We start from the raw sequence: 23,315 nt of genomic DNA, 5'->3' as shown, positions 1-23,315 counted from the left end.
GGTCGTGGATGCGGTCGGGTAACAGCTGATCGTGCTTCCAGGGTATTACGACAGTGAGCGGACAGGGGGTCCTCATGACGACCGGTGTCGGAACCGACTGGCAGGCCTGGCAGGAGAGCTGGGACCGGCAGCAGGAGTGGTACATGCCCGACCGGGAGGACCGCTTCCGGATCATGCTCGACATGGTCGAGGCCCTCACCGGCCCCGCACCCCGCGTGCTCGACCTCGCCTGCGGCACCGGCAGCATCACCGCCCGGCTGCTCGCCCGCCTCCCGGACGCCACCAGCACCGGGGTCGACCTCGACCCGGCGCTCCTCGCCATCGCCGAGGGCACCTTCGCGGACGACGACCGGGTCACCTTCGTGACGGCCGACCTCAAGGACCCGGAGTGGACGACGAGGCTGCCGTACGACGCGTACGACGCCGTGCTGACCGCCACGGCCCTCCACTGGCTGCACAGCGAACCCCTCGCGGCCCTCTACGGTCAGGTCGCGGGACTCGTCCGCGACGGCGGTGTCTTCATGAACGCGGACCACATGATCGACGAGTCGACGCCCAGGATCAACGCGGCGGAGCGCGCGCAGCGGCACGCACAGATGGATCAGGCCAAGGGGAACGGCGCCCTCGACTGGGCCGAGTGGTGGCAGCTCGCCGCCCAGGACCCCGTCCTCGCCGGACCGACGGCCCGCCGCTACGAGATCTACGGCGAGCACGCGGAGGGCGACATGCCCTCACCGGCCTGGCACGCGCGCGTACTGCGCGAGCAGGGGTTCGGGGAGGCCCGGGCGGTGTGGTGCTCGCCTTCCGACACGGTGCTGCTCGCGCTCAAGTAGGCCCGCCCGTACGTGAGAAGGGGCGGTACGAGGATCCCGTACCGCCCCTCAACCCACCTACCGCTAGAGCACCTTGGACAAGAAGCCCTGGGTGCGCTCGTGCTGAGGGTTCGTCAGGACGTCGCGCGGGTGGCCGGATTCGACCACCACGCCGCCGTCCATGAAGACGAGGCTGTCGCCGACCTCGCGGGCGAAGCCCATCTCGTGGGTGACGACGATCATCGTCATGCCGGACTCGGCGAGGTCGCGCATGACGTCGAGGACGTCGCCGACCAGCTCCGGGTCGAGGGCCGAGGTCGGCTCGTCGAAGAGCATCAGCTTCGGGTCCATCGCCAACGCCCGTGCGATCGCGACCCGTTGCTGCTGGCCGCCGGAGAGCTGCGAGGGGTAGTTCTGCGCCTTGTCGGACAGCCCCACCCGCTCCAGGAGCTGCATCGCGCGCTCCCTGGCCTGGCCCTTGTTGACGCCCCGGACCTGCACCGGCGCCTCGATGATGTTCTCCACGGCCGTCATGTGCGGGAACAGGTTGAAGCGCTGGAAGACCATGCCGATGTCCCGGCGCTTCACCGCGACCTCGCGATCGCGCAACTCGTAGAGCTTGTCGCCCTGTTGGCGGTAGCCGACCAGCTCGCCGTCGACGTACAGCCGCCCCGCGTTGACCTTCTCCAGGTGGTTGATGCACCGCAGGAAGGTCGACTTGCCGGAGCCGGAGGGGCCGATGAGGCAGAACACCTCGCCGGACTTCACCTCCAGGTCGATGCCCTTGAGGACCTCGACCGGGCCGAACGACTTGTGCACGCCCTCGGACTTGACCATCGGGACCGAGGGGTCGGACGGGTTCCTGTCCGCGGAGCCGGTCTTGCTGAGCTTCGGGCTCATGCCGCGCCTCCCTTCGGACGGCCGATGGACAGCATGTTCGCCTTGATCTTCTGGTACGGCGTCGCCGGCAGCGCGCGGCTGGAACCGCGGGCGTAGTAGCGCTCGACGTAGTACTGCCCGACGCTCAGGACCGACGTCATGATCAGGTACCAGGCGGCGGCGAGGAAGTACATCTCCACCGGGGCGCCGGAGTTCTGGCCGATGTCCTGGGCGTAGCGGAAGAGCTCCGGATACTGGACGGCCGCCACGAGCGAGGTCGTCTTCAGCATGTTGATCACTTCGTTGCCCGTGGGCGGCACGATCACGCGCATCGCCTGCGGGATGACGATCCGGCGCAGCGTCTTGGCGTGGCTCATGCCCAGCGCGTGCGAGGCCTCGGTCTGGCCCTCGTCGACGGCGAGCAGACCGGCCCGGCAGATCTCCGCCATGTACGCGGCCTCGTTGAGGCCCAGGCCGAGCAGCGCCGTCAGCAGCGGCGTCATGAAGTCCGACCAGTAGTCCTTGTAGATCGGACCCAGGTTGATGTACTCGAAGACCAGGCCCAGGTTGAACCAGAGGAACAGCTGGACCAGCACCGGGGTGCCGCGGAAGAACCAGATGTAGAACCAGGCGATCGACGAGGTCACCGGGTTCTTCGACAGCCGCATCACCGCGAGGCCGATGCCGCCGACGATGCCGATGACCATCGACAGGACCGTCAGCAGGAGGGTCTTGTAGACACCGGTCATGATCCGGTGGTCGAAGAAGTAGTCCGGTACGGCATGCCAGTTGATCTTGCCCTGGCCGAACGCGTAGATGATCGAGACCAGGATGCCGATCGCGATCAGGGCGGAGACGTACCGGCCGTAGTGCCGGACCGGAATGGCCTTGATGGGTTTCGGGGCGTCCGGGGGCGCGTCCTGCGGCCCCGGCGCCTCGTCGATGTCAGTAGTCACGGATGTTGCCTCTCAGCGACGGCGGACCCGCGGTCACTTGCCGCCGTTGATCACGGACGACTTGACGGCACCGTCCTCGGCGCCCCACTTCGTCAGGATCTTCTCGTACTCACCACTCTTGATCACGGCGTCCATCGCGGCCTTCAGCGCGTCCCGCAGCTGGGTGTCGCTCTTGGCGACCGCGATACCGTACGGCGCCGCCTCGACCTGGTCGCCGACGAGCTGGAAGTCCTTGCCGCCGCCGGAGGTCTTCACCGCGTAGGCCGCGACCGGGAAGTCGGAGGAGGCCGCGTCCGCGCCGCCCGAACGCAGCCGGGTCTGGGCCTGCTGGTCGTCGTCGAAGGGCTCGATGGTGATCTTCTTGCCGCCCGTACACTTCTTCGTCTCGCTCTTGGCGAGGTCCTCGGAGACCGTGCCGCGCTCGACCGCGAGCTTCTTGCCGCACAGGTCGGACCACGACGCGATGTTCCCGGTGTCGCCCTTGCGCGTGTAGATCGAGACGCCGGCGGTCAGGTAGTCGACGAAGTCGACGCCCTCGCCGACCTTCTTGCCCGTGTCGGGGTCGACACCGTCCTGGCGGTTCTTGTTGTCCGTCATCGCCGACATCGCGATGTCGTAGCGGTTGGACCGCAGACCGGTGAGGAGCGCGTCGAAGGTGCCGTTCTTGAACTCGAACTTCACCCCGAGCTGCTTGCCCATCGCGGCGCCGAGGTCCGGGTCGAGACCGACGACGTTGCCGGCGTTGTCCTTGAACTCGACCGGCGCGTACGCGATGTCCGAGCCGACCGTGATGACGCCCTTGTCGCGGATCGCGGAGGGCAGCTTGCTCGCCAGCGGCGCCGAGCTGGTGGACGAGCTGGAGTCGTCCTTCTTGGTCTGGTCACCGCAGCCGGTGAGTACCAGGGCGCCGGCGACCGCGATCGCACCGACCGCTGCCAGCCGGGTGTGCGGGGCGGTCGTACGACGGGTGAATCTTGCGGTCATGGTGGGTTCCTCCGGCGGATGGATGGCGGTGCCGACGGGTCGACGAGAACACACACCTTCGGGTGTCGCGACCTCGTGTGATTAGGGCATCTTGCCATTCGGACTAGGCCGTTCAGGGGACTCTCCATGTCAAAATCGGATAACGGGTGACCCCCGAATCGCATCAGGTCGGTACATCAGGACGGCTCCACCCCGGACCATCTACGGGAATGGCTCCTTCCGGCCGGAGGATCTCCGGTATGTCTCACGATGTGATCGATCATCGTTCCGTCCTCGACCGGCGAGGTGTGACCTTGCGCCTATTGGACTCGTCCTCGGTGCCGTCCGTCCGGTAAGAAGGTTCTTTACACCCCTCATCCGGGGCTCAGGGCGCGTGTGCGGCGCGCCCGTCGCGCAGGTGCTGGTACGCATCAAATTTCTGGGCCCTGCGCGGTGCCCGCCCACCCCTCACCAGGGAGTGGCCACCCTCAAATCAATGAAGACCTAAGGGGTTAGACAAAGTGGCAGCGGAGATCGTCAATCCTCGCAGCGACAGCAGTACGGATCAGGACGGCGGGGCCGAGCCCCTCGATTCCTTCGATCCGGCGTTCGCGCTGCACCGCGGCGGCAAGATGGCCGTGCAGGCCACCGTGCCGATCCGCGACAAGGACGACCTGTCCCTCGCGTACACACCCGGCGTCGCGCGCGTGTGCACCGCGATCGCCGAGCAGCCGGAACTCGTCCACGACTACACATGGAAGTCGTCCGTGGTCGCCGTCGTGACGGACGGTACGGCCGTGCTCGGACTCGGCGACATCGGTCCCGAGGCCTCCCTCCCGGTCATGGAGGGCAAGGCGATCCTGTTCAAGCAGTTCGGCGGCGTGGACGCGGTGCCGATCGCGCTGGCCTGCACCGGCGTCGACGAGATCATCGAGACCGTGGTGCGGCTCGCGCCCTCCTTCGGGGGCATCAACCTGGAGGACATCTCGGCGCCGCGCTGCTTCGAGATCGAGCGCAGGCTCCAGGAGCGGCTGGACATCCCGGTCTTCCACGACGACCAGCACGGTACGGCGATCGTGACGCTGGCGGCGCTGCGGAACGCCGCGCGGCTGACCGGGCGGGAGCTGGGCGATCTTCGGGCCGTCATCTCCGGTGCGGGCGCCGCCGGCGTGGCCATCGCCAAGTTCCTGCTGGAGGCGGGGCTCGGCGATGTCGCCGTAGCCGACCGCAAGGGTGTCGTCTCGCGCGACCGGGACGACCTCACGCCGGTCAAGCGTGAACTCGCGGAGATCACCAACAAGGCGGGTGTCTCGGGGTCGTTGGAGGCGGCGCTGGAAGGCGCCGACGTCTTCATCGGGGTCTCCGGGGGTACGGTGCCGGAGCCCGCGGTGGCGTCCATGGCCGAGGGCGCGTTCGTCTTCGCGATGGCCAACCCGAACCCCGAGGTGCACCCGGACGTGGCGCACAAGTACGCGGCGGTCGTCGCCACCGGGCGGTCGGACTTCCCGAACCAGATCAACAACGTGCTGGCGTTCCCGGGGATCTTCGCGGGGGCGCTGCAGGTGCGGGCGTCCCGGATCACGGAGGGGATGAAGATCGCGGCGGCGGAGGCGCTGGCCGGTGTCGTCGGCGACGATCTCGCCCCGGACTATGTCATCCCGTCGCCCTTCGACGAGCGGGTCGCGCCTGCGGTCACCGCGGCTGTGGCTGCGGCGGCGCGGGCGGAGGGTGTTGCCCGGCGGTAGCTTGATCGGCCCCGCCCGTCTTAGGCGGGGCCGTTCTTTACCCGCCGGCCCGTCCGTTCGGGTGACGTGGAGGGTGGACGTCGCCCGTGGGCGGCTGGTGTCGCTTGGCGCCCGCGGGCCGTGGGGGCTTATTCCTTTCCCATCCGCCCGCCCGCCCGTTTCTGGGCGGCTGAAGGGTGGGCCCTTGCTGTGGGGGCGGGGTCGTTCGGCGGCTGCGGACGGTGGGGGTCTGGGGGCGCGGCCCCCAGGAAACGGTCACGCGGACACCCCGCACCCCTTGTGCAAGAGGGCATGTGTCACAACCCGAGGTGGTTCCCTGGTCAACCGGCGGAGCCTATCGTCGGGGGCATGTTCGCCGTCTACGCCGCCCGAATCGACCGCGACCAGCCGCTCTCCGGCCTTGAGCTGGGGGAGCGTCCCGCCCCCGAGGCCCGGCCGGGCTGGAGTGTCGTCGACGTCAGGGCCGCCTCCCTCAACCACCACGACCTCTGGTCCCTGCGCGGCGTCGGCCTCGCGGAGGACAAGCTGCCGATGATCCTCGGCTGCGACGCCGCCGGTGTCGACGCGGACGGCAACGAGGTCGTCCTGCACTCCGTCATCGGCCAGTCCGGTCACGGCGTCGGTCCCAAGGAACCCCGTTCCATCCTCACCGAGCACTACCAGGGCACCTTCGCCGAGCGGGTCGCCGTACCGACGTGGAACGTCCTGCCGAAGCCCAGGGAACTGTCCTTCGCGGAGGCCGCCTGTCTGCCCACGGCCTGGCTGACGGCGTACCGCATGCTCTTCACCAACTCCGGTGTACGGCCCGGTGATTCGGTGCTCGTGCAGGGGGCCGGCGGGGGCGTCGCCACTGCTGCCATCGTCCTTGCCAAGGCGGCCGGGCTGCGCGTCTTCGCGACCAGCCGGGACGAGGCCAGGCGGAAGCGGGCGCTGGAGCTCGGTGCCCTGGAGGCGGTGGAGCCGGGGGCGCGGCTGCCGCAGCGCGTCGACGCCGTCATCGAGACCGTCGGCGCCGCCACCTGGTCCCACTCGGTCAAGTCCCTCAAACCCGGCGGCACGATCGTCATCTCCGGTGCCACCAGCGGCGACCGGCCCTCGCACGCCGAACTCACCCGCATCTTCTTCCTCGAACTCAAGGTCGTCGGCTCGACCATGGGCACCAAGGACGAGCTGGAGGACCTGCTCGCCTTCTGCGCGACCACCGGTGTCCGCCCGGTCATCGACGAGGTGCTGCCCATGGACCGCGCCCGCGAGGGCTTCGAACGGCTCGACTCCGGCGGCCAGTTCGGCAAGATCGTCCTCACGAACGGTTAGCGACCGGGGTTGGCACCCCCCTTCCCCGTCTTCCCTGTGCGCGGCTCTGTGCGGCCGGTCCGGTTCTCCGGGCCGGCCGTCCGCGTGTGTCGCCCTTGCTTGTCAACTTTGGTTGACATTTGAGGCGTGTCAACTTAGGTTGACACCATGACCGAAGCAACGGATCTCGCCGAACGCGCGGGTGACCGTGATCCACGGGTCGGCCTGCGTGCCGTCTCCGCGCTGCGCAGGCTGGTGGAGCAGCTGGAGGCGGTGCAGGTGCGCAGTGCGCGCAACCAGGGCTGGTCGTGGCAGGAGATCGCCGCGGAACTCGGTGTCAGCAGGCAGGCCGTGCACAAGAAGTACGGGAGGCAGTGATGTTCGAACGGTTCACGAAGGACGCCCGCGCCGTGGTGCGGGGCGCGGTGGAGCATCGCGAGCGGTCGGGGCCCGGTTCCGTCGAACCCGAGCACCTGCTGCTGGCCCTCCTCGACGGCCGGGGCAGCCGGGCCTCCTTCGCCCTGACCGCCCTCGGTCTCACTCCCGAGGAACGCGTGGAGTCCGTACGGCAGGCTCTGGGCGACGCCCGCCGGCGGGCGGGGCTCTCGCAGGCCGAGGCCGACGCGCTGGCCGGGCTCGGTATCGACGTCTCGGAGATCGTCGCCCGGGTCGAGGAGGTGCACGGCGTCGGGGCGATGTCCGGCGAGGGGAAGTCCAAGGAGTCGTGGTCGGGCCGCCGTACCTTCAGCCGCGGTGCCAAGAACGTCCTGGAGAAGTCCCTGCGCATCGCCGTCGCCCACCGCGACCGGCACATCGGCGACGAGCACCTCCTCCTCGCCCTGACCATCCTCCCCGGCGTGCCGGGTGAGGTGCTCGCCGATCACGGGGTGACCCACGAGGCGGCCACGCGCGTGCTGTACGGCGGGGGAGAGGCGAGGGCGGCGGGCTGAGCGACTGGGCCGACTTGCTTGTGTGGTGGGGTGCGGGGTGGTGCGCCTGGGGTTGATCCCCTGGCGCACCACCTGCGGTTCGCGGCGTCGGCTCAGCCCTTGCGGCCGCCGCGCAGCACCGCCCCGATGTGTGCCGCCGCCGCCGACAAGTGGCGGCGGGTGTCGCGGAGTTGCTCCTCGGTGACGCCGTGGTCGCGGGCCGCGTCACGGATGTCGTCCCGGAAGCGGTCGAGGAGCCGGTCCAGATCGCGGGCCGGTTCGCCGGTGGAGTCCTCATGGGCCCAGGTCGGCTCGTACTCCGCGGGGAAGTCCTCCGGGGTCTGGCCGTACTCGGGTGTCGACGGGGTGCTCGGCGCCGAGGCCGACTTACCAGCACCAGCACCAGCACCAGCACCAGCACCAGCACCAGCACCTGTGCCTGTGCCTGCGCCCGCTCCTGTCCCTGGGCCCGAACCCGGTCGTCCGAATCCGAAGTCCTTGCCGAACTCCTTCCCGAAGTCGCCGAACTCCTTGGCCAGTTCGGTCAGGCTCTCCCGTACGCCCGTGGGCCAGTCGCCGCGTGCGAAGTGGTCCTGGGCGTGCTCCTGGACCTGGCGGCCGATGCGCTGCATCTCCTCCTGGGCCTGTGCCCACGCCCGTGTCTGCGCCTCCTTGGCCTGGCGCCGGGCCTGCTGGGCCTCCTCGCGGGCCCGTCGGCTCTCGTCCTTGGCGCGCCGTGCCTGTTCCTTCCACTCCTGCTTGGCGCGGCGCATCTCCTCCTTGGCGGCGCGCCACGACTCCTTGTCACCGAAGTCCGTGAAGTCCCCGGCAGGACCTTCGTGTTCGCTCCGCTGACCCCGTCCGGAACCGGCTCCCTGCCGGGCCTCCGTGGCCGCAGCGCGCATCTCGCGGCGCAGGTCGCCCGCGGCACCCCGGACGTCGGCCCGGATCTCGGCGGCCAGTTCGGCGACCGACTCGCGGATCTCCAGCTCCAGGTCGGCCAACTCGCCGCTGCGGTCGGCCAGTTCGGCGCGGCCGGCGTCCGTGATGGCGTACACCTTGCGGCCGCCCTCGGTGGTGTGGGTGACCAGGCCCTCGGCCTCCAGCTTGGACAGGCGCGGGTAGACCGTGCCCGCCGAGGGTGCGTACAGCCCCTGGAAGCGCTCCTCCAGGAGGCGGATGACCTCGTAGCCGTGTCGGGGGGCCTCGTCCAGCAGCTTCAGCAGGTAGAGGCGGAGGCGGCCGTGGGCGAAGACGGGAGGCATGTCAGAGCACCTTCTTGTCGGTCGTGCCGTCGGCTGCGGTGGCGCCGGAAGCACCGCCCGGGCCGGAAACGGAATTGTCCCCCGAGTCGCCCTGAACCCCGTCCACAGGGGCACCGGAAGCGTCGTCCGTCACGCCGGGGGTGGGGGCGGGTGTGCCCGTGGCGTCGTCCGAAGCGTCCGGGGTCTTGCCCGGGGCTCCCGACTTCCCGGCGGTGTCGTCCACAGCGCCCGGCGCGGGTGCGTCCGCAGAGGTGTCCGGCGCGTCAGGCCCCTTGTCTTCGGGTCCCGCATCATCGGCCGTGTCACCCAGCCCACTGCCCTCGGGCCCCGTCGCCGCACCGGGCCCCGCTGCTGCTTCGGCCCTCGCCGCTGCATCGGGCCCCTTCGTCATGTCGGGCCGAGGCGTCTTGTCGGCCCGCGTCGTGGAGGCGGTCACCTCCGTGTCCCCGACCCAGGGTCCGTCGTCCTCGCCCTCGTCCTCCGCCGCCGGGCGTCGCAGGAGGGCGATCGAACCGGAGACGGTCGTCGCGCGCAGCTTCCCCGTGCCCGCGCCCAGACGGCCGGTGATCTTGTGGGCGCCCCACTGGCCGTGCACCCGCAGGCCGTCGAAGGCGTTGGAGATCGAACCGCTCGCCGTGTTGGCCTCGACGTCCGCGTCCGCCGGATGTGGGAGGCGGATGGCGATCTCGCCCGAGACGTTGGTGAGGCGGACGTCGGTGGGGCCGTCCGGGTCGAGGTCCACGATCATGGAGCCGCTCACGGACTCGGCGCGCACGGAGGGTCCCGAGCCCTCGACGACGGTGAGGTCGCCGGAGACGGAGTTGAAGCGGAGGTCGCCGGTGACGGCCTGGGCCTCCAGGTTCCCGGAGACCGTCTCGGCGCGGACGGATCCGGAGAGGCTGACGAGAGTCGTGTCGCCGGTGACCCCCCGCACCACCGAAGGCCCGCTGATCCCGGAGACGACGGCCGCCGCGCCGACAACCCCGACCTCGACCCGGGTGCTCGCGGGCACGGCCAGGGAGACCACCGCGCTGCGCCGCCAGCCCTTCCGGTCGAGCCACTTGAGGAAGCCCTTCCAGGGGAGGTCCTCGTACGCCACCGTCAGCGTGCCGTTCCTCTGGGTCACCACCAGGGGCGGCCCGTCGATCTCCGAGATTTCCATGCGGGCGGAACCCTCGTCCGTCCCCACGACGTTCACCGTTCCGTTGACGATGCGTACGTGGAGATCGCTCACGGGCTCGTCGAACGTGAGCTTCTTGGGCTCTGCGACGGACCACTCGGACATGATGCAGACCTCCTCGGCCTAACCGGACGGAACACGACGCGCCATATCGCGTCTTCCGAGAAACACGATATATCGCGGATGGGGAAAGTCAAGACACTCGTTCCGGTGATCACCGGGCATCGAACAAACGGCGGAAACGGGCGCATTGCCCTAGCGTGTGACCATGTCGACGGAGAAACCGCAGGCCAGACACCGGACCGGTGCCACCCCGGGCGCCCTGCTGCTCTGCCGTGCGGACCCCGAGTCCGTCGCCCAGGCGGCCCACCCGCTCCGCGAACGCATGCTGCTGACCCGCGCGGGCGACGGCTGGAGCGTGCTCGTACCCGAGGGCAAGCCCTGGCTGCACGGTGAGGAACCGGTCGACCGCGTCCTCACCGGCTGGGCCACCGCGCTCGCCGTCGGCGCCCCCTGGCCGGTACTCGCCCTGTGGTGGGACGCCGACCGCGCGGGCTGCACCCTGGCCTCGGGTTTCCGCCGCCCCGTCGGCTACGTCTGGCTCACCGACGGCACCCCGGCCGGCGAGGACGAGGCGATGCGCACCTTCGCCGCCCGCCTGGGCCTGGACCCCGTACTGGACCTGCAGTCCCTGGACCAGCTCACGAAACCGGACCCCGAAGCCGACGCCCGCGCCCGTCTCCGCGGTCTCCTGGCGGTCCTCACGCGCGCGGGAGTGGCCCTGCCCACCGGCCTCACCCCGGGCGAACCCGCCGACCGCCTCCGGGAGATCGCCCGCGTCCGCCCCGACGCCCAGCGGATCGAGTGGGCGGGTTGGCGCGAAGCGGTCCGCGCGGAACTCGACGCGGTCGACAAGAGCCGCCTCGGTCCCTGGATGCCCTGGTCCGGCACGCCCAGGGCGCGCGCCCTGGCCCTGACCCAGGCGGCAGCGGGCCTCCCGCTCACGACCTGGGGCCTACGACGCCGTAGCGGAGGCTGGACCGTAGCGGGGGCGCTACTCCTGGCCCACGGCACGCTGGGCCTCGCCTCCGACCTCGCCCGCCCGCGCGACTGACACACCCGGGCGGCATCGCCGCAGGAACTACTCGTCGTCGTCCTCGTCGTCCAGTCGGGCCAGCCAGGTCGCCAGGCGTTCCACCGGGACCTCGAAGTCCGGGTTCAGGTCGACGAAGGTGCGGAGCTGCTCGGCGAGCCACTCGAAGGTGACCTCTTCCTCGCCGCGTCGCTTTTCGAGCTCTTCGATGCCTCGGTCGGTGAAGTACACGGGGGATTCTCCTGGGGGCGTGGGTCTGACACCCCAAGGTTATGCGGGAGGGCAATGGTTCCGATCCCGCACTTCACGCGTGCGTGCCTGGGCACAATGACCACAGGCGGACGGGATCGTCGTACGGGGGCGTGATGGAACGGAAGATCCAGGAGATCGAGCTGCCCGGGGGAGAGCGGGTGCTCGCGCGGGTCAGTGTGCTCTCGGCCGAGGAAGTGCCCGGCGGGGCCGACGAGTTCGCGTACGAGGACGTGGGCGCCCTCGATCACATGGCCGCGCGGATCGACCAGCTCAACGAACTCGTCAGCGGTGTGGGCGGTGCCGTGCTGGCGGCGGCGCGTGCCGTGCGGCCCGACGAGGTCAGCGCCACCTTCGGGGTGGAACTGGCGATGAAGCCGGGCAAGGCCGTGGCGCTGCTCGCCGACGGTGAGGCCAAGGCGGCTCTGTCGATCACGCTCACCTGGCGCGGGGACAGCGTGCGGACCGCGGGGGACGCCACCGCCACGACGCTCCAGGACGGCCGGAACGCCGCCGCCACATGACCGGCCAGCTCGAACAGTTGGCGATACGCGCCACCGTCCGGATCGGTCCGGACGCGGCGCCCGGCACCCTCTGGGGGAGCGGCTTTCTTGTCGCGCCCGGCTGGGTGCTGACCTGCGCGCACGTCCTGCACATCGACGGCGATGTCGAGAGCGTCGGCACGCTGCGCGTGCAGGGCCATCGACTCGACACCCCGGCCCGGCTCGCGTACTGGCTCGGCGGCGGCACCGACCCCGAACAGGACCTCGCCCTCGTCCGCCTGAAGGATGACGCGGCCGACGGCCACGCGTGCGTGCGGCTTACCGATCGCTACGACCCGCCGCACCAGGTCACCGCGTTCGGCTGGCGCACCCCGACGGGCGGGGCGCCCCAGCGCTGGAACGGCCACAGCGAGTGCAACGGCAGGGACGGCTCCTACGGCTTCACCCTCGCGCCCCACATGGAGATACCGCACGGCGCCTCCGGCGGGCCCCTGCTGGACCGTGACCACGGAGTCGTCGCGGGCATCGTCAAGGCCCGCCGCGCAGGCAAGGACGGCGGCCTGGCCGTCGCGGCGACGGCTCTGCGCGGCTTCCGCGAGGCGCGTGCCGTGGGCGGCGAGGACAGTCTGGGACCCGACCCGTACGCGGCGCTGATCCGTGCGCACGACCGGTGGCATCACCGCATGACGGCCGGCCCCAACTGGGTGCGGCTGCAAGGCGAAACGCGGGCGGGCGGCTGGGGAGCGCGGGACAGCGCCGAGGCGTCCGCGCTGCTCGCCGAACTGCCGCGGCCCGTCTCGTCGGCCGAACTGCAGTGGATGATCAGCCGCGTCCTCGGCTACGAGCCGCTGTGGGAGGACGAGTTGGCCCCGGTCGACTGGCGCGACGGGCAGGGCTGGGCGCACGACCAGCCCGAGGGCGCCGAGATCGTCGCACTGCACTACCTGCTCGCCGTGGCCCATGCCTGCCGGCGGCGGGCACCGGACGCCGTCGCCGAACTGGAGCGCTGGGTGAAGGCGCGGATCGAGCGGCTCCCCGGCCCGTTCGCGGCGCTGCTGCGTGAACGGGCCGCAGACGACCGGGAGTTGGTCGTCGGTGACGACCGGCTCGCAGGCAACACCGACGACCACGGCAGTGCGGGGCCCGTCGCCCCGGACAGTGAACGGCCCGTCATAGCCGTCGAGTTGGAACGCAACCCGTACGGCCCCGGTGAGCGTTTCCACTGGCGGGTCTGGTCCTGGCCCGACGGCCCCGCCACCGCGCGGATGCTCGACGAGGACACCGAGGACGAGGGAGCCCCGCTCGCCGATCTCCAGCGGGCGCTGCACCAGCCGCTGCGCCGGGCGTTCCGGAAGCTGGACGCCGAACACCGCCGTGCCCGGCTCGAACTGGCCCTGCCCGTCGAGCACTTCGGGCTCGACGTGCACCAGTGGCCGCGGACCGCCGAGCCGTCCATGGGTGCGCAGCGGCAGGTCGTGCTGCGCTCGCTGAACCGGCGCGGCGAGCCCGCCCCGGAGTGGCGGGAGCGCTGGGACGGGGTCGCCGGGAGCGCGCTCAAGGCCTTGCCGGTGCACGCGCCCGAGTACGCGAAGGAGGCGCTGGAGGCGGCGGCCCCCGACGCGGTGCCGGTCCTGTGCCGCCCGCCGCACCAGAACGCCGACTCGCTGACCGACGCGATCGGCGCCGGATACGGCGTCGCCCTGTGGAGCCTCAAGGGCGAGCACGCGCGCGCGTGCGGTGTGGACTGCGGCGAACTGTACGGCCGTAGCGCACAGTTGCTCGGCTCGGTCGACGGCGCCGCGGCCCTGCCCGAGCGGCTGCGAGCCCTCCGGGAACAGGCCGGTGAGGAGGGCGGCGAGGACGCGGCCTGGACGGCACACGTCGCGCTTCTCTACGACGACCCGCGGCGCCCCCTCCCGGTCTGCGACGACCCGTTGGACTCCCCGTGACCCGCCAACTCCCCACCACGGCCCGCGGATTGTGGCCGCCCGGCAGAAGGAGACTCCCGTGACCACCCCCGACTGGTTCGTCTTCCGGGGTTCCGGTGAGCCGCACGACGGTGTCGAACGGCTGCCCGCGCCGCCGCCGTGGCGCGACTTCGACGGCGGCCCGCTCGTCGGGACGGTCCCGCCGCTGGGCACCGAGTCGACGCGCCGCCTCGGCACCCGGGGCGCGGGCGGCCTCACCTGGCGCCCGGAGGAACTCGAACTGATCAACGCGGCCCTCTACTTGAGGCGCCCCCTGCTGGTGACCGGCGACCCGGGCTCCGGCAAGTCCACGCTCGCCCACGCCCTCGCGCACGAACTCGGCCTCGGCCGCGTCCTGCACTGGCCCATCGTCAGCCGCACCACCCTGCGCGACGGCCTCTACACGTACGACGCGATCGCCCGCCTCCAAGACATGCAGATGGCGAAGGAGTTGGGCGAGCCCTACACGGAGGACATCGGCGAGTACCTGCGCCTGGGCCCGCTCGGCACCGCCCTGCTGCCCCGCACCCGCCCCCGGGTCCTCCTCGTCGACGAACTCGACAAGAGCGACATCGACCTGCCCAACGACCTCCTCAACGCCCTGGAGGAGGGCGAGTTCGGCATCGCCGAGCTGCAACGCATCGCGCGCCGACAGCCCGAGGTCCAGGTCCTCACCGACGACGGCGACCGCGCCCCCGTCCAGAAGGGACAGGTGCGCTGCCGCGCCTTCCCCGTCGTCGTGATGACCAGCAACGGTGAACGCGACTTCCCCGCACCGCTGTTGCGCCGCTGCCTCCACCTCGACCTGCCCGCGCCCCGCAACGACGAGTGGGGCACCGCCCGCCTCGACGCCATGGTCCGCGCCCACTTCGGCGACACGAACCCGTCCGGCAACGAGCAACTGATCCGCGAATTCCTGGAGTCGAGCCCCGGCTCCCTGCGCGCCGCCGACCAACTCCTCAACGCCATCTACCTCACCCAGGAAGCGGTACGCGACAGCGAGCCCGACCGGCAACGGCTCGCCGAGCTGCTGATGCGACCGCTGGACCAGGGCGAGCACGGAACGCGCTGATGACGGCACCCTCGACACCCTCTTCCGCGGACGGACCGCTCGGCGGACTCGCCGAGCGGTTGCGCGCGCGGCTGGGCGTCGACCCCGGCGCACGCGAACTCGCGGAGGCGCTGTGGCTGGCGGAACACGTGTCGCGCGCGGAAGTGACCCCGCCGGAACCGGAGTCGGCCGCCGACCCGCTGGACGAACCTTCGAGCATCCCGGCCCGAGAGAATCCGACACCCCGCTCCGACGCCACGGCCCCCACCCCCACCACGCTCGACGACCGCACCCACCTCTACGCCGACCGTCGCCGACGCCCCGCACCCCCCGAGGGCACCGAACAGGCCGCACCCGAACCGGACTTCGTCCCCGTCCGCGTCCCCGCGGCGACCGCCCTCCCGAACTCCCTCGCCCTCCAACGCGCCCTGCGCCCCCTCCAGCGCTACCACCCGCCCGTCCGCACCACCGCCCATCTCCTCGACGAACAGGCCACCGCCGAACGGGCCGCCGAGACCGGCCTGTTCACCCCGGTGTTCCGACCGGGCGCACGCCGCGAGGCCCGGATGCGGCTGCTGATGGACGCGTCGACCTCAACCTCCGTCTGGGACAGCACACTTGAGGAACTCCGCCAGATCTGCACGGGCCTCGGCGCCTTCCGCGAGGTGCGGGTGCACTACGTCCACCAGGGCGCCGACGGCCAGTTGGCGATCGGCACCTCACGGGAACCGGGTCGTGGCCTGCGCGCCGCCGAGCAACTGCGCGACCCCACGGGACGCCAACTCACCCTCGTCCTCAGCGACTGCGCGGGCCCGCTGTGGCGCTCGGGCCAGTTGCAACGGCTGCTGCACCACTGGACGAAGGCCGCGCCCGTCGCCGTGGTCCAGCCCCTGCCGCAGCGGTTGTGGCGGCGCACCCACCTCCCGGCCCTCCCGGGCACACTGCGCCGCCGCGAAGGGCTGGGCGCCAGGCTGGAGTTCAGGCCGGCCGAGGGCCGAGTACCGTCCGGCGCGCTCCCGGTGCCGGTGCTCGGGCCCACCCGGGCCGCGCTCGGCACCTGGGCCCGGTTGCTGTCGGGCGGCACCGGCCTCTCCCTGCCTGCGGCGGCCGCCTGGGTCCACGCCGGTCATCCTGCGGCCCCGCCCAGGCCCGAACGGCCGCCCGCCGACCCCGGTCCGCTCGTCACGGCCTTCCGCCGCTCCGCCTCCCGCCAGGCCGTGTCCCTCGCCGTCTCCTTCTCCGCCGTACCGCTGAGCCTGCCGGTGATGCAGCTCGTCCAGCGGGCGGTACAGCCGCGCAGTGGGCCGTCCGTGCTGGCCGAGGTTCTGCTCAGTGGGCTGCTCAGACGCGGTGACGGGGAGGGGTGGTACGAGTTCGTTCCCGGGGTGCGGGAGGAGTTGCTGCGGCTGCTGCCTCGGGGGGACGCGCTGCTCGTGCTCAAGCACTGCGGGGCGTATGTGGAGCGGAACTTCGGGCGCAGGGCGCGGAACTTTCCGGCGTTGGCGTTGGCTCGGCTGACCGGGGACACGGGTGCGCTGCCTGCGGGGGAGGAGGGGGTTCCGGAGGCGTTCGCCGAGGTGTCTCGGGTGGTGTTGGGGCGGTTCGCGCGGCCGGAGGTGCGGCGTGAGCGGTTTGCCGTGTTCTACATGGTGGATGACAGGGCGTGGGTGCTCTGGACGGCCCACGTGCTGAGCGCCGCGGGATACGACGTGGATCTGCGGACGTGGACCGACGTCGAGGAGCTGCGGGAGGCGTTCACGGCGCCGGTGCTCCTCCTTCTCGGCAACGGCTGCAAGGTGTTCGAGGTGGCACTGGCAACCCTCGTGGCGATGGCCGAACAGCTGGTCGTCACCGTCGACGTCAGCACTCCCTGGCCTCCACCGCACTGGAGCCCGGGCCTGGAACCGGTCGTCTCCCTGGCCAACTCGACCGAGCGCATGGCCAGATGGCGGCTGCTGGACACTCTGGGTATCGACGACCCGGGCGCTCACCTGGCCGAAGCCCCGGACTTCGACTTTCCCGGACCTGCCCAGGTGGTGTGGGGCATGGTGCCCACACCCTCGCCGGGATACGTCCTCCGGGAGGACCTGCTCCGACAGCTGCGCGAGAAACTGTCGACCGCGCAAGGAGATTCCGCGGCCTGCGCCCTGGTCGGACCGCCGTCGTCCGGCAAGACACAGCTCGCGGCGGAGTACGTACGCCGGTTCGCCGGGAACTACGACTTCGTGGGGTGGATCCGGGCCCGGGACCACGCGACACGACTCGGCGACGTCCGACGCTTCGGACCCACCCTCGCCCCCTACGCCAACGACATCCCCCAACTCCACGAACTCTTCCGGAAGTTGCGCGAGGCGAACCTCCGCTGGCTGATCGTCTACGACGGCTGGGACGACCTCCAGGACGCCAACGACCTGCTGATCAGCGGCGGCCACGCGCTGATCACCACGAAGGACGGGGCCTGGGCGGAGGCGGTCCCCGCGCTGAGGGTGTCCGCCCCCGAGGAGGAGAACCCGGCCGTACCGGCGACCGAGCGGGACGAACTCGTCCGACGCGCCCTCGTCCGAGTCCACGCCCCGGCCGGCGCGCAGGGTGTCGTATCGGCGAGTGGTTTCTTCCTGGCGCCCGGCTGGGTGGTCACCGCGGCCCACGTGGTCGAGGGCCGCGACCGGCAGTCGGGCGTCGGCGTCACCACGATGGACGGTCGCCGCCACCAGGTCGAACGGGTCCGTGACGTGGGCGGGTTGGCGCTGCTGCACGTCCCCGACGTGGACGGGGTCGACTGCCTGTGGCTCACCGACCGCCCGGCCGCCGGGAACGGACCGGCGACGCTGTACGGAGCCGAAGGGCCCCTGGACGCACCCCGGGTGGTCTCCACGGCGGCCGCGGTCACCGGACGGTTGGGCCGGGACACCCTCCTGCTGGACGGCGAGTCGATCCCCCTCGGAAGCGCGGGCGGCCCCGTCGTCGACGCACAGGACGGCTCCGTGGTCGGTGTCGTCAAGTCCCGGCGGGCAGACGGCGGCGGGAGGGGAGAGGCAGTCCGCATCGAGGAGTTGCGGGCGCTGTGCGAAGAGGGCCCCACGGGCGCCGAGTTGTGGCACGGCCTCGTACGGGCGCATGACCGGCACCACGCCGAGCGGTTCGCCGAGCGGGGGCTCCACATGACGTGGACCGGCGTCCAACTCGGGCTCACCGACCCACCGTCGCAGGCCCTCCCACCCGACGAGCGGACCGAACTCTACGGACTCCTCGCCGAGTTGGAGCCGCCCATCGAGCCGAAGACGGTCCTGGAACTGCTCGGGCCACGAGAACGGCCGGACGTTCTCCCGCGCCACTGGCGGGACGGCGCCGGATACCTGAACCACCTCGCCACCGACGAGCGCCTCCTCCTGTACGCCGCACGCGTCTGGGCCCACCAGGCCACCCGGAGCGGCCCGGCCCAGGCCCCGGCCCTCGCCGTGCTGCGGAACTGGACCGACATCGCCCGGCAGCGCCTCGCGGGTGAGGGCGGGCAGGACGTCGGCGCCGCCTTCAGCCGCGTGGACACGGACTTCACCCGGATCGGACCCGTTGTGCGCGTGAAGATCGAGCGCACCGGCCCCAAGGACTACGGCTGGCGCCTCGTCCTGGTGCGAGGCAGCGAGGATGCGGTCATGGAGGGGGACATGTCGGGAGCGCGGGCCGAAGACCTGCCGGAGCGGCTGTGCCGGCATCTCGTGGACGCACTTGCGGAGGCCGAGACGCCCGGTACCGTGGCATCCGTCCAATTCTCCCTGCCGACCGAGCTGTTGTGGGACCTCCCTGTGGAGAACTGGCGGCTGCCGGAGAGGAGCGCCCTCGGATGGGAGCGGAACGTCTTCGTACGCAGCGAGTACGGTATCGGCCGTTATCCGCCTCGGGAGTGGCGGCAGCGCTGGGATGCGGTGTCCGGCGGCCCGCTGCAGGGCCTCCGGCTGCACGGGACGGGCACCGTCGACTGGACTAGGACGTCCCTCAACGCGGTACCGCTCCTGTGCCGGCACGCCGACGAGACCACGCCGACCACCGGCCTCGACCAGGCCAAGTCCCTGGGCTTCCCCCTCGTGCTGTGGAGCCGAGCGGCGACCCACACCGACTGCGCCGACTTCTACGAGCGAGCCGAGGACCTCCTGCGGCAGACCGGCACCGCCCGTGAACTCGTCGCACAGGTCTGCTACTTGAGGGCGTACAGCGCCACCCGCCACGCCTCCGAAGCCGCCTGGGCCCGCCACCTCGCCGTCTTCTGCGATCCCCCCGACGACCGCTGACCGTACGGCAATGGGCCCGCCCCCGAGTCATCAAGACTCGGAGCCGGGCCCACCGTAGAACCGGTCGAGACCTACGCCTCGAACACCTCCCGCACCAACTGCTCCTGCTCAGCCTGGTGCCGCTTCGCGGAACCGACCGCCGGGGACGACCCGTGCGGGCGGGAGATCCGCCGCAGCCGCTCCCCGTGAGGAACATCCGCGCCGACCGCCAGGTCCAGGTGGTCGATCAGGTTCAGGGCGATGAACGGCCAGGCGCCCTGGTTGGCCGGCTCCTCCTGGGCCCAGAGGTACTTCTCGGCGTTCGGGTACTTGGCGATCTCGGCCTGGACCTCGGCACCGGGCAGCGGGTACAGCCGCTCAAGGCGGATGATCGCCGTGTCCGTGGAGCCGCGCTTGACCCGCTCGGCGTCCAGGTCGTAGTACAGCTTGCCCGTGACGAAGACGACCTTGCGGACGGCCGCCGGGTCCGTCACCGACGCGTCGCCGATGACCGGGCGGAACTGGCCCGTCGTGAACTCCTCCGTCTTCGACGCGGCGGCCTTGAGGCGCAGCATCGACTTCGGGGTGAAGACCACCAGCGGCTTGTGGTGCGGGTTGTGCACCTGCCACCGCAGGAGGTGGAAGTAGTTCGACGGGAGGGTCGGCATCGCGACCGTCATGTTGTTCTGCGCGCAGAGCTGGAGGAAGCGCTCCACGCGGGCCGAGGAGTGGTCCGGGCCCTGGCCCTCGTAGCCGTGGGGGAGCAGGAGGGTGACGCCGGACGTCTGGCCCCACTTCTGTTCCGCCGCCGAGATGTACTCGTCGACCACCGACTGCGCGCCGTTGACGAAGTCGCCGAACTGCGCCTCCCACATCACGAGCGCGTCGGGGCGGGCCAGCGAGTAGCCGTACTCGAAGCCCATGACCGCGTACTCGGAGAGGAGGGAGTCGTAGACGTTGTAGCGCGCCTGCTCCTCGGAGAGGTACTGGAGCGGGGTGTAGTCCTCGCCCGTCTGGCGGTCGATGAGGACCGCGTGGCGCTGGCCGAACGTGCCGCGGCGGGAGTCCTGGCCGGAGAGGCGCACCGGGGTGCCCTCCAGCAGCAGGGAGCCGATCGCCAGCGTCTCGCCCATGCCCCAGTCGATCGTCCCGTCCTCGACCATCGTCGCCCGGCGCTGCAGCTGGGGCAGCAGGCGCGGGTGGACGTGGAAGGTGTCCGGGATGTTGACCTGGGACTCGGCGATCCGCTTCACGACCTCCGAGGAGATCGCCGTGGAGACCGCGACCGGGAACTCCGCCTGCGGGTCCGACATCGGGGCGGCACCCGGCTGGGCGGTCGCCTCGCGGACCTCCGTGAAGACCTTCTCCAGCTGGCCCTGGTAGTCCTGGAGCGCCTGTTCGGCTTCCTCAAGGGTGATGTCGCCCCGGCCGATCAGCGACTCGGTGTACAGCTTGCGCACCGAGCGCTTCTTGTCGATCAGGTCGTACATCAGCGGCTGGGTGAAGGCCGGGTTGTCCGACTCGTTGTGACCGCGGCGGCGGTAGCAGATGAGGTCGATCACCACGTCCTTGTTGAACGCCTGACGGAACTCGAAGGCCAGCCGCGCGACGCGGACCACGGCCTCCGGGTCGTCGCCGTTCACGTGGAAGATCGGGGCCTCGATCATGCGCGCCACGTCCGTGGCGTACATCGACGAACGCGAGGACTCCGGGGCGGCCGTGAAGCCGACCTGGTTGTTGATGACGATGTGGATCGTGCCGCCGGTGCGGTAGCCGCGCAGCTGGGACATGTTGAGCGTCTCGGCCACCACGCCCTGGCCCGCGAAGGCCGCGTCACCGTGCAGGGCGAGGGGCAGGACCGTGAAGTCCGTGCCGCCCTTGTTGATGATGTCCTGGCGGGCGCGGACGATGCCCTCGATGATCGGGTCGACCGTCTCCAGGTGCGACGGGTTCGCCGCGAGGGTGACCTTGATCTGCTCGCCGTCCAGGCCGGTGAAGGTGCCCTGGGCGCCCAGGTGGTACTTCACGTCGCCGGAGCCGTGCATCGACTTCGGGTCGAGGTTGCCCTCGAACTCGCGGAAGATCTGGGCGTACGACTTGCCGACGATGTTCGCGAGAACGTTGAGCCGGCCGCGGTGGGCCATGCCGATGACGACCTCGTCGAGGCGCGACTCGGCCGCGCTGTCGATGACCGCGTCCAGCAGCGGGATGACCGACTCGCCGCCCTCAAGGGAGAAGCGCTTCTGGCCGACGTACTTCGTCTGCAGGAAGGTCTCGAAGGCCTCGGCCGCGTTCAGGCGGCGCAGGATGCGCAGCTGCTCCTCGCGCTCCGGCTTGGAGTGCGAGCGCTCGATGCGGTCCTGGATCCACTTGCGCTGCTTCGGGTCCTGGATGTGCATGAACTCGATGCCGGTGGTGCGGCAGTAGGAGTCGCGCAGCACGCCCAGGATGTCGCGCAGCTTCATCAGGGACTTGCCGGCGAAGCCGCCGACCGCGAACTCCCGCTCCAGGTCCCACAGGGTGAGGCCGTGCTCGGTGATGTCCAGGTCGGGGTGCTTGCGCTGGCGGTACTCCAGCGGGTCGGTGTCGGCCATGACGTGGCCGCGGACCCGGTAGGAGTGGATCAGCTCGAAGACGCGGGCGGCCTTCGTCACGTCGTTGTCGTGCGACGCGTCGATGTCCTTGAGCCAGCGGACCGGCTCGTACGGGATGCGCAGCGCCTCGAAGATCTCGTCGTAGAAGCCGCTCTCGCCGAGCAGGAGGTTCGCGACGATCCGCAGGAACTCGCCGGAGGCGGCGCCCTGGATGACCCGGTGGTCGTAGGTCGACGTGAGCGTCATGACCTTCGAGATGCCGAGCTTGTTGAGGGTGTCCTGGGAGGTGCCCTGGAACTCCGCCGGGTAGTCCATGGAGCCGACGCCCATGATGACCGACTGACCGGGCATCAGGCGGGGGACCGAGTGGACGGTGCCGAGGCCGCCGGGGTTGGTCAACGACACGGTGACGCCCGTGAAGTCATCCATCGTCAGCTTGCCGTCGCGGGCGCGGCGGACGATGTCCTCGTAGGCCTGCCAGAACTCGAAGAAGTTCAGCGTCTCGGCCTTCTTGATGCCGGCGACGACGAGCTGGCGGTCGCCGTTGGGCTTCACCAGGTCGATGGCGAGACCGAAGTTGATGTGCTCCGGCTTGACCAGGGTCGGCTTGCCGTCCTTCTCCTGGAAGGAGTGGTTCATCGACGGCATGGCCTTGATGGCCTGCACCATCGCGTAGCCGATGAGGTGGGTGAAGGAGATCTTCCCGCCCCGGGCACGCTTCAGGTGGTTGTTGATGACGATGCGGTTGTCGAAGAGCAGCTTGACCGGGACCGCGCGCACCGACGTGGCGGTGGGGACCTCGATCGAGGCGTTCATGTTCTTCGCGACCGCGGCGGCGGGACCGCGCAGGGTGACGAACTCCGGGCCACCGACGGCCTCGACCGCGGGCTCGGCCTTCTTCGGCTGAGCGGCCGGGGCCGCCGCCTTCGCAGGCGCGGGAGCCGGGGCTACGGCCTTCACCGGCGCCGGAGCGGCGGCTGCGGGCGCCGGCGCGGGGACCGCCGGAGCGGCAGGCGCGGCAGGAGCGGCCGGAGCCTGGGCCGGGGCGGCGGGTGCCGCCGGGGCCGGGGTGGTTCCTACGGCCCCCGCGGCCGCAGTACCCGCCGAAGTCGAGGTCGGGGCGGCAGCCGCGCCCGGCTTGTAGTCGGCGAAGAAGTCCCACCAGGCTCGGTCTACCGAGTTCGGATCCTGGAGGTACTGCTGATAGATCTCGTCGACGAGCCACTCGTTGGGCCCGAACGCCGCCGCGGGATTCTTACCCGCGGCTTGGTCGGACTCGGTCGAGATGGTCGAGTTACTGGGGGACTGTGACGACACGGCGGCAACCGCCCTCTTCCGCTTCACAAGGTGATGGACAGCGGGAATTAAGGCTACGCCCCCATGACCGCCAAGGTCGGGTCGGGCCGGTCCATCGTCGCGTAAGTCACATCGGAAAGTGTGTTTCGAGCATCGAAATGGCGGGAAACAAGCGTGGTTCCGCTGCGGAAGGGTCGCGTCGATGCGGGCCGGACGCGCCGATGGCGCGGGCCTGTGCCTGATCACACGTGTCCGCCAGCGCGGACCGTCGTGGA

The 23,315-nt window shown here is 70.8% G+C and carries 16 protein-coding genes and 1 pseudogene; 10 read left to right on the top strand and 7 right to left on the bottom strand.

Annotation, left to right across the window (positions count from 1 at the left end; genetic code table 11):
- Positions 1-74 precede the first annotated feature (74 nt).
- The gene (locus tag OG226_RS17955) at positions 75-833 is read left to right on the top strand and encodes a class I SAM-dependent methyltransferase (protein WP_328679148.1); all 759 of its coding nucleotides are present in this window, start codon (positions 75-77) and stop codon (positions 831-833) included.
- Between the two features lie 63 nt (positions 834-896).
- Here OG226_RS17955 and OG226_RS17950 read toward each other — a convergent pair whose 3' ends face one another.
- Genes OG226_RS17950 through OG226_RS17940 form a run of 3 tightly spaced genes read right to left on the bottom strand, consistent with a single transcriptional unit; the run spans position 897 to position 3,631 of the window.
- On the bottom strand, positions 897-1,649 hold the full coding sequence (locus OG226_RS17950) for an amino acid ABC transporter ATP-binding protein (protein WP_328686347.1): 753 nt from the start codon (positions 1,647-1,649) through the stop codon (positions 897-899).
- 59 nt (positions 1,650-1,708) lie between these two features.
- On the bottom strand, positions 1,709-2,647 hold the full coding sequence (locus OG226_RS17945; protein WP_328679147.1) for an amino acid ABC transporter permease: 939 nt from the start codon (positions 2,645-2,647) through the stop codon (positions 1,709-1,711).
- Positions 2,648-2,680: 33 nt separating this feature from the next.
- Entirely contained in the window at positions 2,681-3,631 is a 951-nt protein-coding gene (locus OG226_RS17940; RefSeq protein WP_328679146.1) for an ABC transporter substrate-binding protein, read from the bottom strand.
- 500 nt (positions 3,632-4,131) lie between these two features.
- Between OG226_RS17940 and OG226_RS17935 the strand changes: the two genes are divergently transcribed.
- From OG226_RS17935 to OG226_RS17920, 4 genes are all read left to right on the top strand, one after another.
- The gene (locus OG226_RS17935) at positions 4,132-5,355 is read left to right on the top strand and encodes an NAD(P)-dependent malic enzyme (protein ID WP_329349455.1); all 1,224 of its coding nucleotides are present in this window, start codon (positions 4,132-4,134) and stop codon (positions 5,353-5,355) included.
- Between the two features lie 348 nt (positions 5,356-5,703).
- Entirely contained in the window at positions 5,704-6,669 is a 966-nt protein-coding gene (locus OG226_RS17930) for a zinc-binding dehydrogenase (RefSeq protein ID WP_329349454.1), read from the top strand.
- Between the two features lie 147 nt (positions 6,670-6,816).
- The gene (locus OG226_RS17925; RefSeq protein WP_266772466.1) at positions 6,817-7,026 is read left to right on the top strand and encodes a helix-turn-helix domain-containing protein; all 210 of its coding nucleotides are present in this window, start codon (positions 6,817-6,819) and stop codon (positions 7,024-7,026) included.
- On the top strand, positions 7,026-7,598 hold the full coding sequence (locus OG226_RS17920; protein ID WP_329349453.1) for a Clp protease N-terminal domain-containing protein: 573 nt from the start codon (positions 7,026-7,028) through the stop codon (positions 7,596-7,598). The genes OG226_RS17925 and OG226_RS17920 overlap by 1 nt, the downstream gene beginning before the upstream one ends.
- Before the next feature lie 92 nt (positions 7,599-7,690).
- Here the strand turns inward: OG226_RS17920 and OG226_RS17915 are convergent, their stop codons facing one another.
- Both OG226_RS17915 and OG226_RS51570 read right to left on the bottom strand, forming a co-directional pair.
- Positions 7,691-8,842, bottom strand: coding sequence for a PadR family transcriptional regulator (locus tag OG226_RS17915; protein ID WP_329349452.1), 1,152 nt, complete (start codon positions 8,840-8,842; stop codon positions 7,691-7,693).
- Positions 8,843-9,293: 451 nt separating this feature from the next.
- Positions 9,294-10,127: pseudogene (locus OG226_RS51570) on the bottom strand (DUF4097 family beta strand repeat-containing protein); the annotation flags it as partial.
- 163 nt (positions 10,128-10,290) lie between these two features.
- Here OG226_RS51570 and OG226_RS17905 point away from each other — a divergent pair.
- Positions 10,291-11,136 (top strand): hypothetical protein, encoded by an 846-nt coding sequence (locus tag OG226_RS17905; protein WP_328679137.1) that lies wholly within the window; start codon positions 10,291-10,293, stop codon positions 11,134-11,136.
- Positions 11,137-11,163: 27 nt separating this feature from the next.
- Here OG226_RS17905 and OG226_RS17900 read toward each other — a convergent pair whose 3' ends face one another.
- Positions 11,164-11,346: a DUF6104 family protein gene (locus OG226_RS17900; RefSeq protein ID WP_019075209.1), complete on the bottom strand. Its 183-nt coding sequence runs from the start codon at positions 11,344-11,346 to the stop codon at positions 11,164-11,166.
- Between the two features lie 134 nt (positions 11,347-11,480).
- Here OG226_RS17900 and OG226_RS17895 point away from each other — a divergent pair, with 134 nt between their 5' ends.
- The 4 genes from OG226_RS17895 to OG226_RS17880 are packed head-to-tail and all read left to right on the top strand — an operon-like array spanning position 11,481 to position 19,171.
- Complete coding sequence (locus OG226_RS17895; RefSeq protein ID WP_328679124.1) at positions 11,481-11,888, top strand: CU044_2847 family protein; 408 nt, start codon at positions 11,481-11,483, stop codon at positions 11,886-11,888.
- Positions 11,885-13,816 carry a VMAP-C domain-containing protein gene (locus tag OG226_RS17890; RefSeq protein WP_329349450.1) on the top strand — a complete coding sequence of 644 codons (1,932 nt, stop codon included), beginning with the start codon at positions 11,885-11,887 and terminating at the stop codon, positions 13,814-13,816. The genes OG226_RS17895 and OG226_RS17890 overlap by 4 nt, the downstream gene beginning before the upstream one ends.
- Before the next feature lie 58 nt (positions 13,817-13,874).
- The gene (locus OG226_RS17885; RefSeq protein ID WP_328679122.1) at positions 13,875-14,906 is read left to right on the top strand and encodes an AAA family ATPase; all 1,032 of its coding nucleotides are present in this window, start codon (positions 13,875-13,877) and stop codon (positions 14,904-14,906) included.
- A complete protein-coding gene (locus OG226_RS17880; protein ID WP_329349449.1) occupies positions 14,906-19,171 on the top strand; it encodes an SAV_2336 N-terminal domain-related protein in 4,266 nt (1,421 codons plus the stop codon). The genes OG226_RS17885 and OG226_RS17880 overlap by 1 nt, the downstream gene beginning before the upstream one ends.
- A gap of 71 nt (positions 19,172-19,242) precedes the next feature.
- On the opposite strand, the gene OG226_RS17875 is transcribed toward OG226_RS17880, so the two are convergent.
- Positions 19,243-23,061, bottom strand: a complete 3,819-nt coding sequence (locus OG226_RS17875; protein WP_329349448.1) for a multifunctional oxoglutarate decarboxylase/oxoglutarate dehydrogenase thiamine pyrophosphate-binding subunit/dihydrolipoyllysine-residue succinyltransferase subunit — start codon at positions 23,059-23,061, stop codon at positions 19,243-19,245.
- Positions 23,062-23,315: the final 254 nt, after the last annotated feature.

The sequence above is a fragment of the Streptomyces sp. NBC_01261 genome (genome assembly GCF_036226385.1).
Classification (GTDB): Bacteria; Actinomycetota; Actinomycetes; order Streptomycetales; family Streptomycetaceae; genus Streptomyces.
The sequence above is the reverse complement of the archived record's forward strand: the minus strand, read 5'-3'. Positions and strand labels throughout refer to the sequence as shown.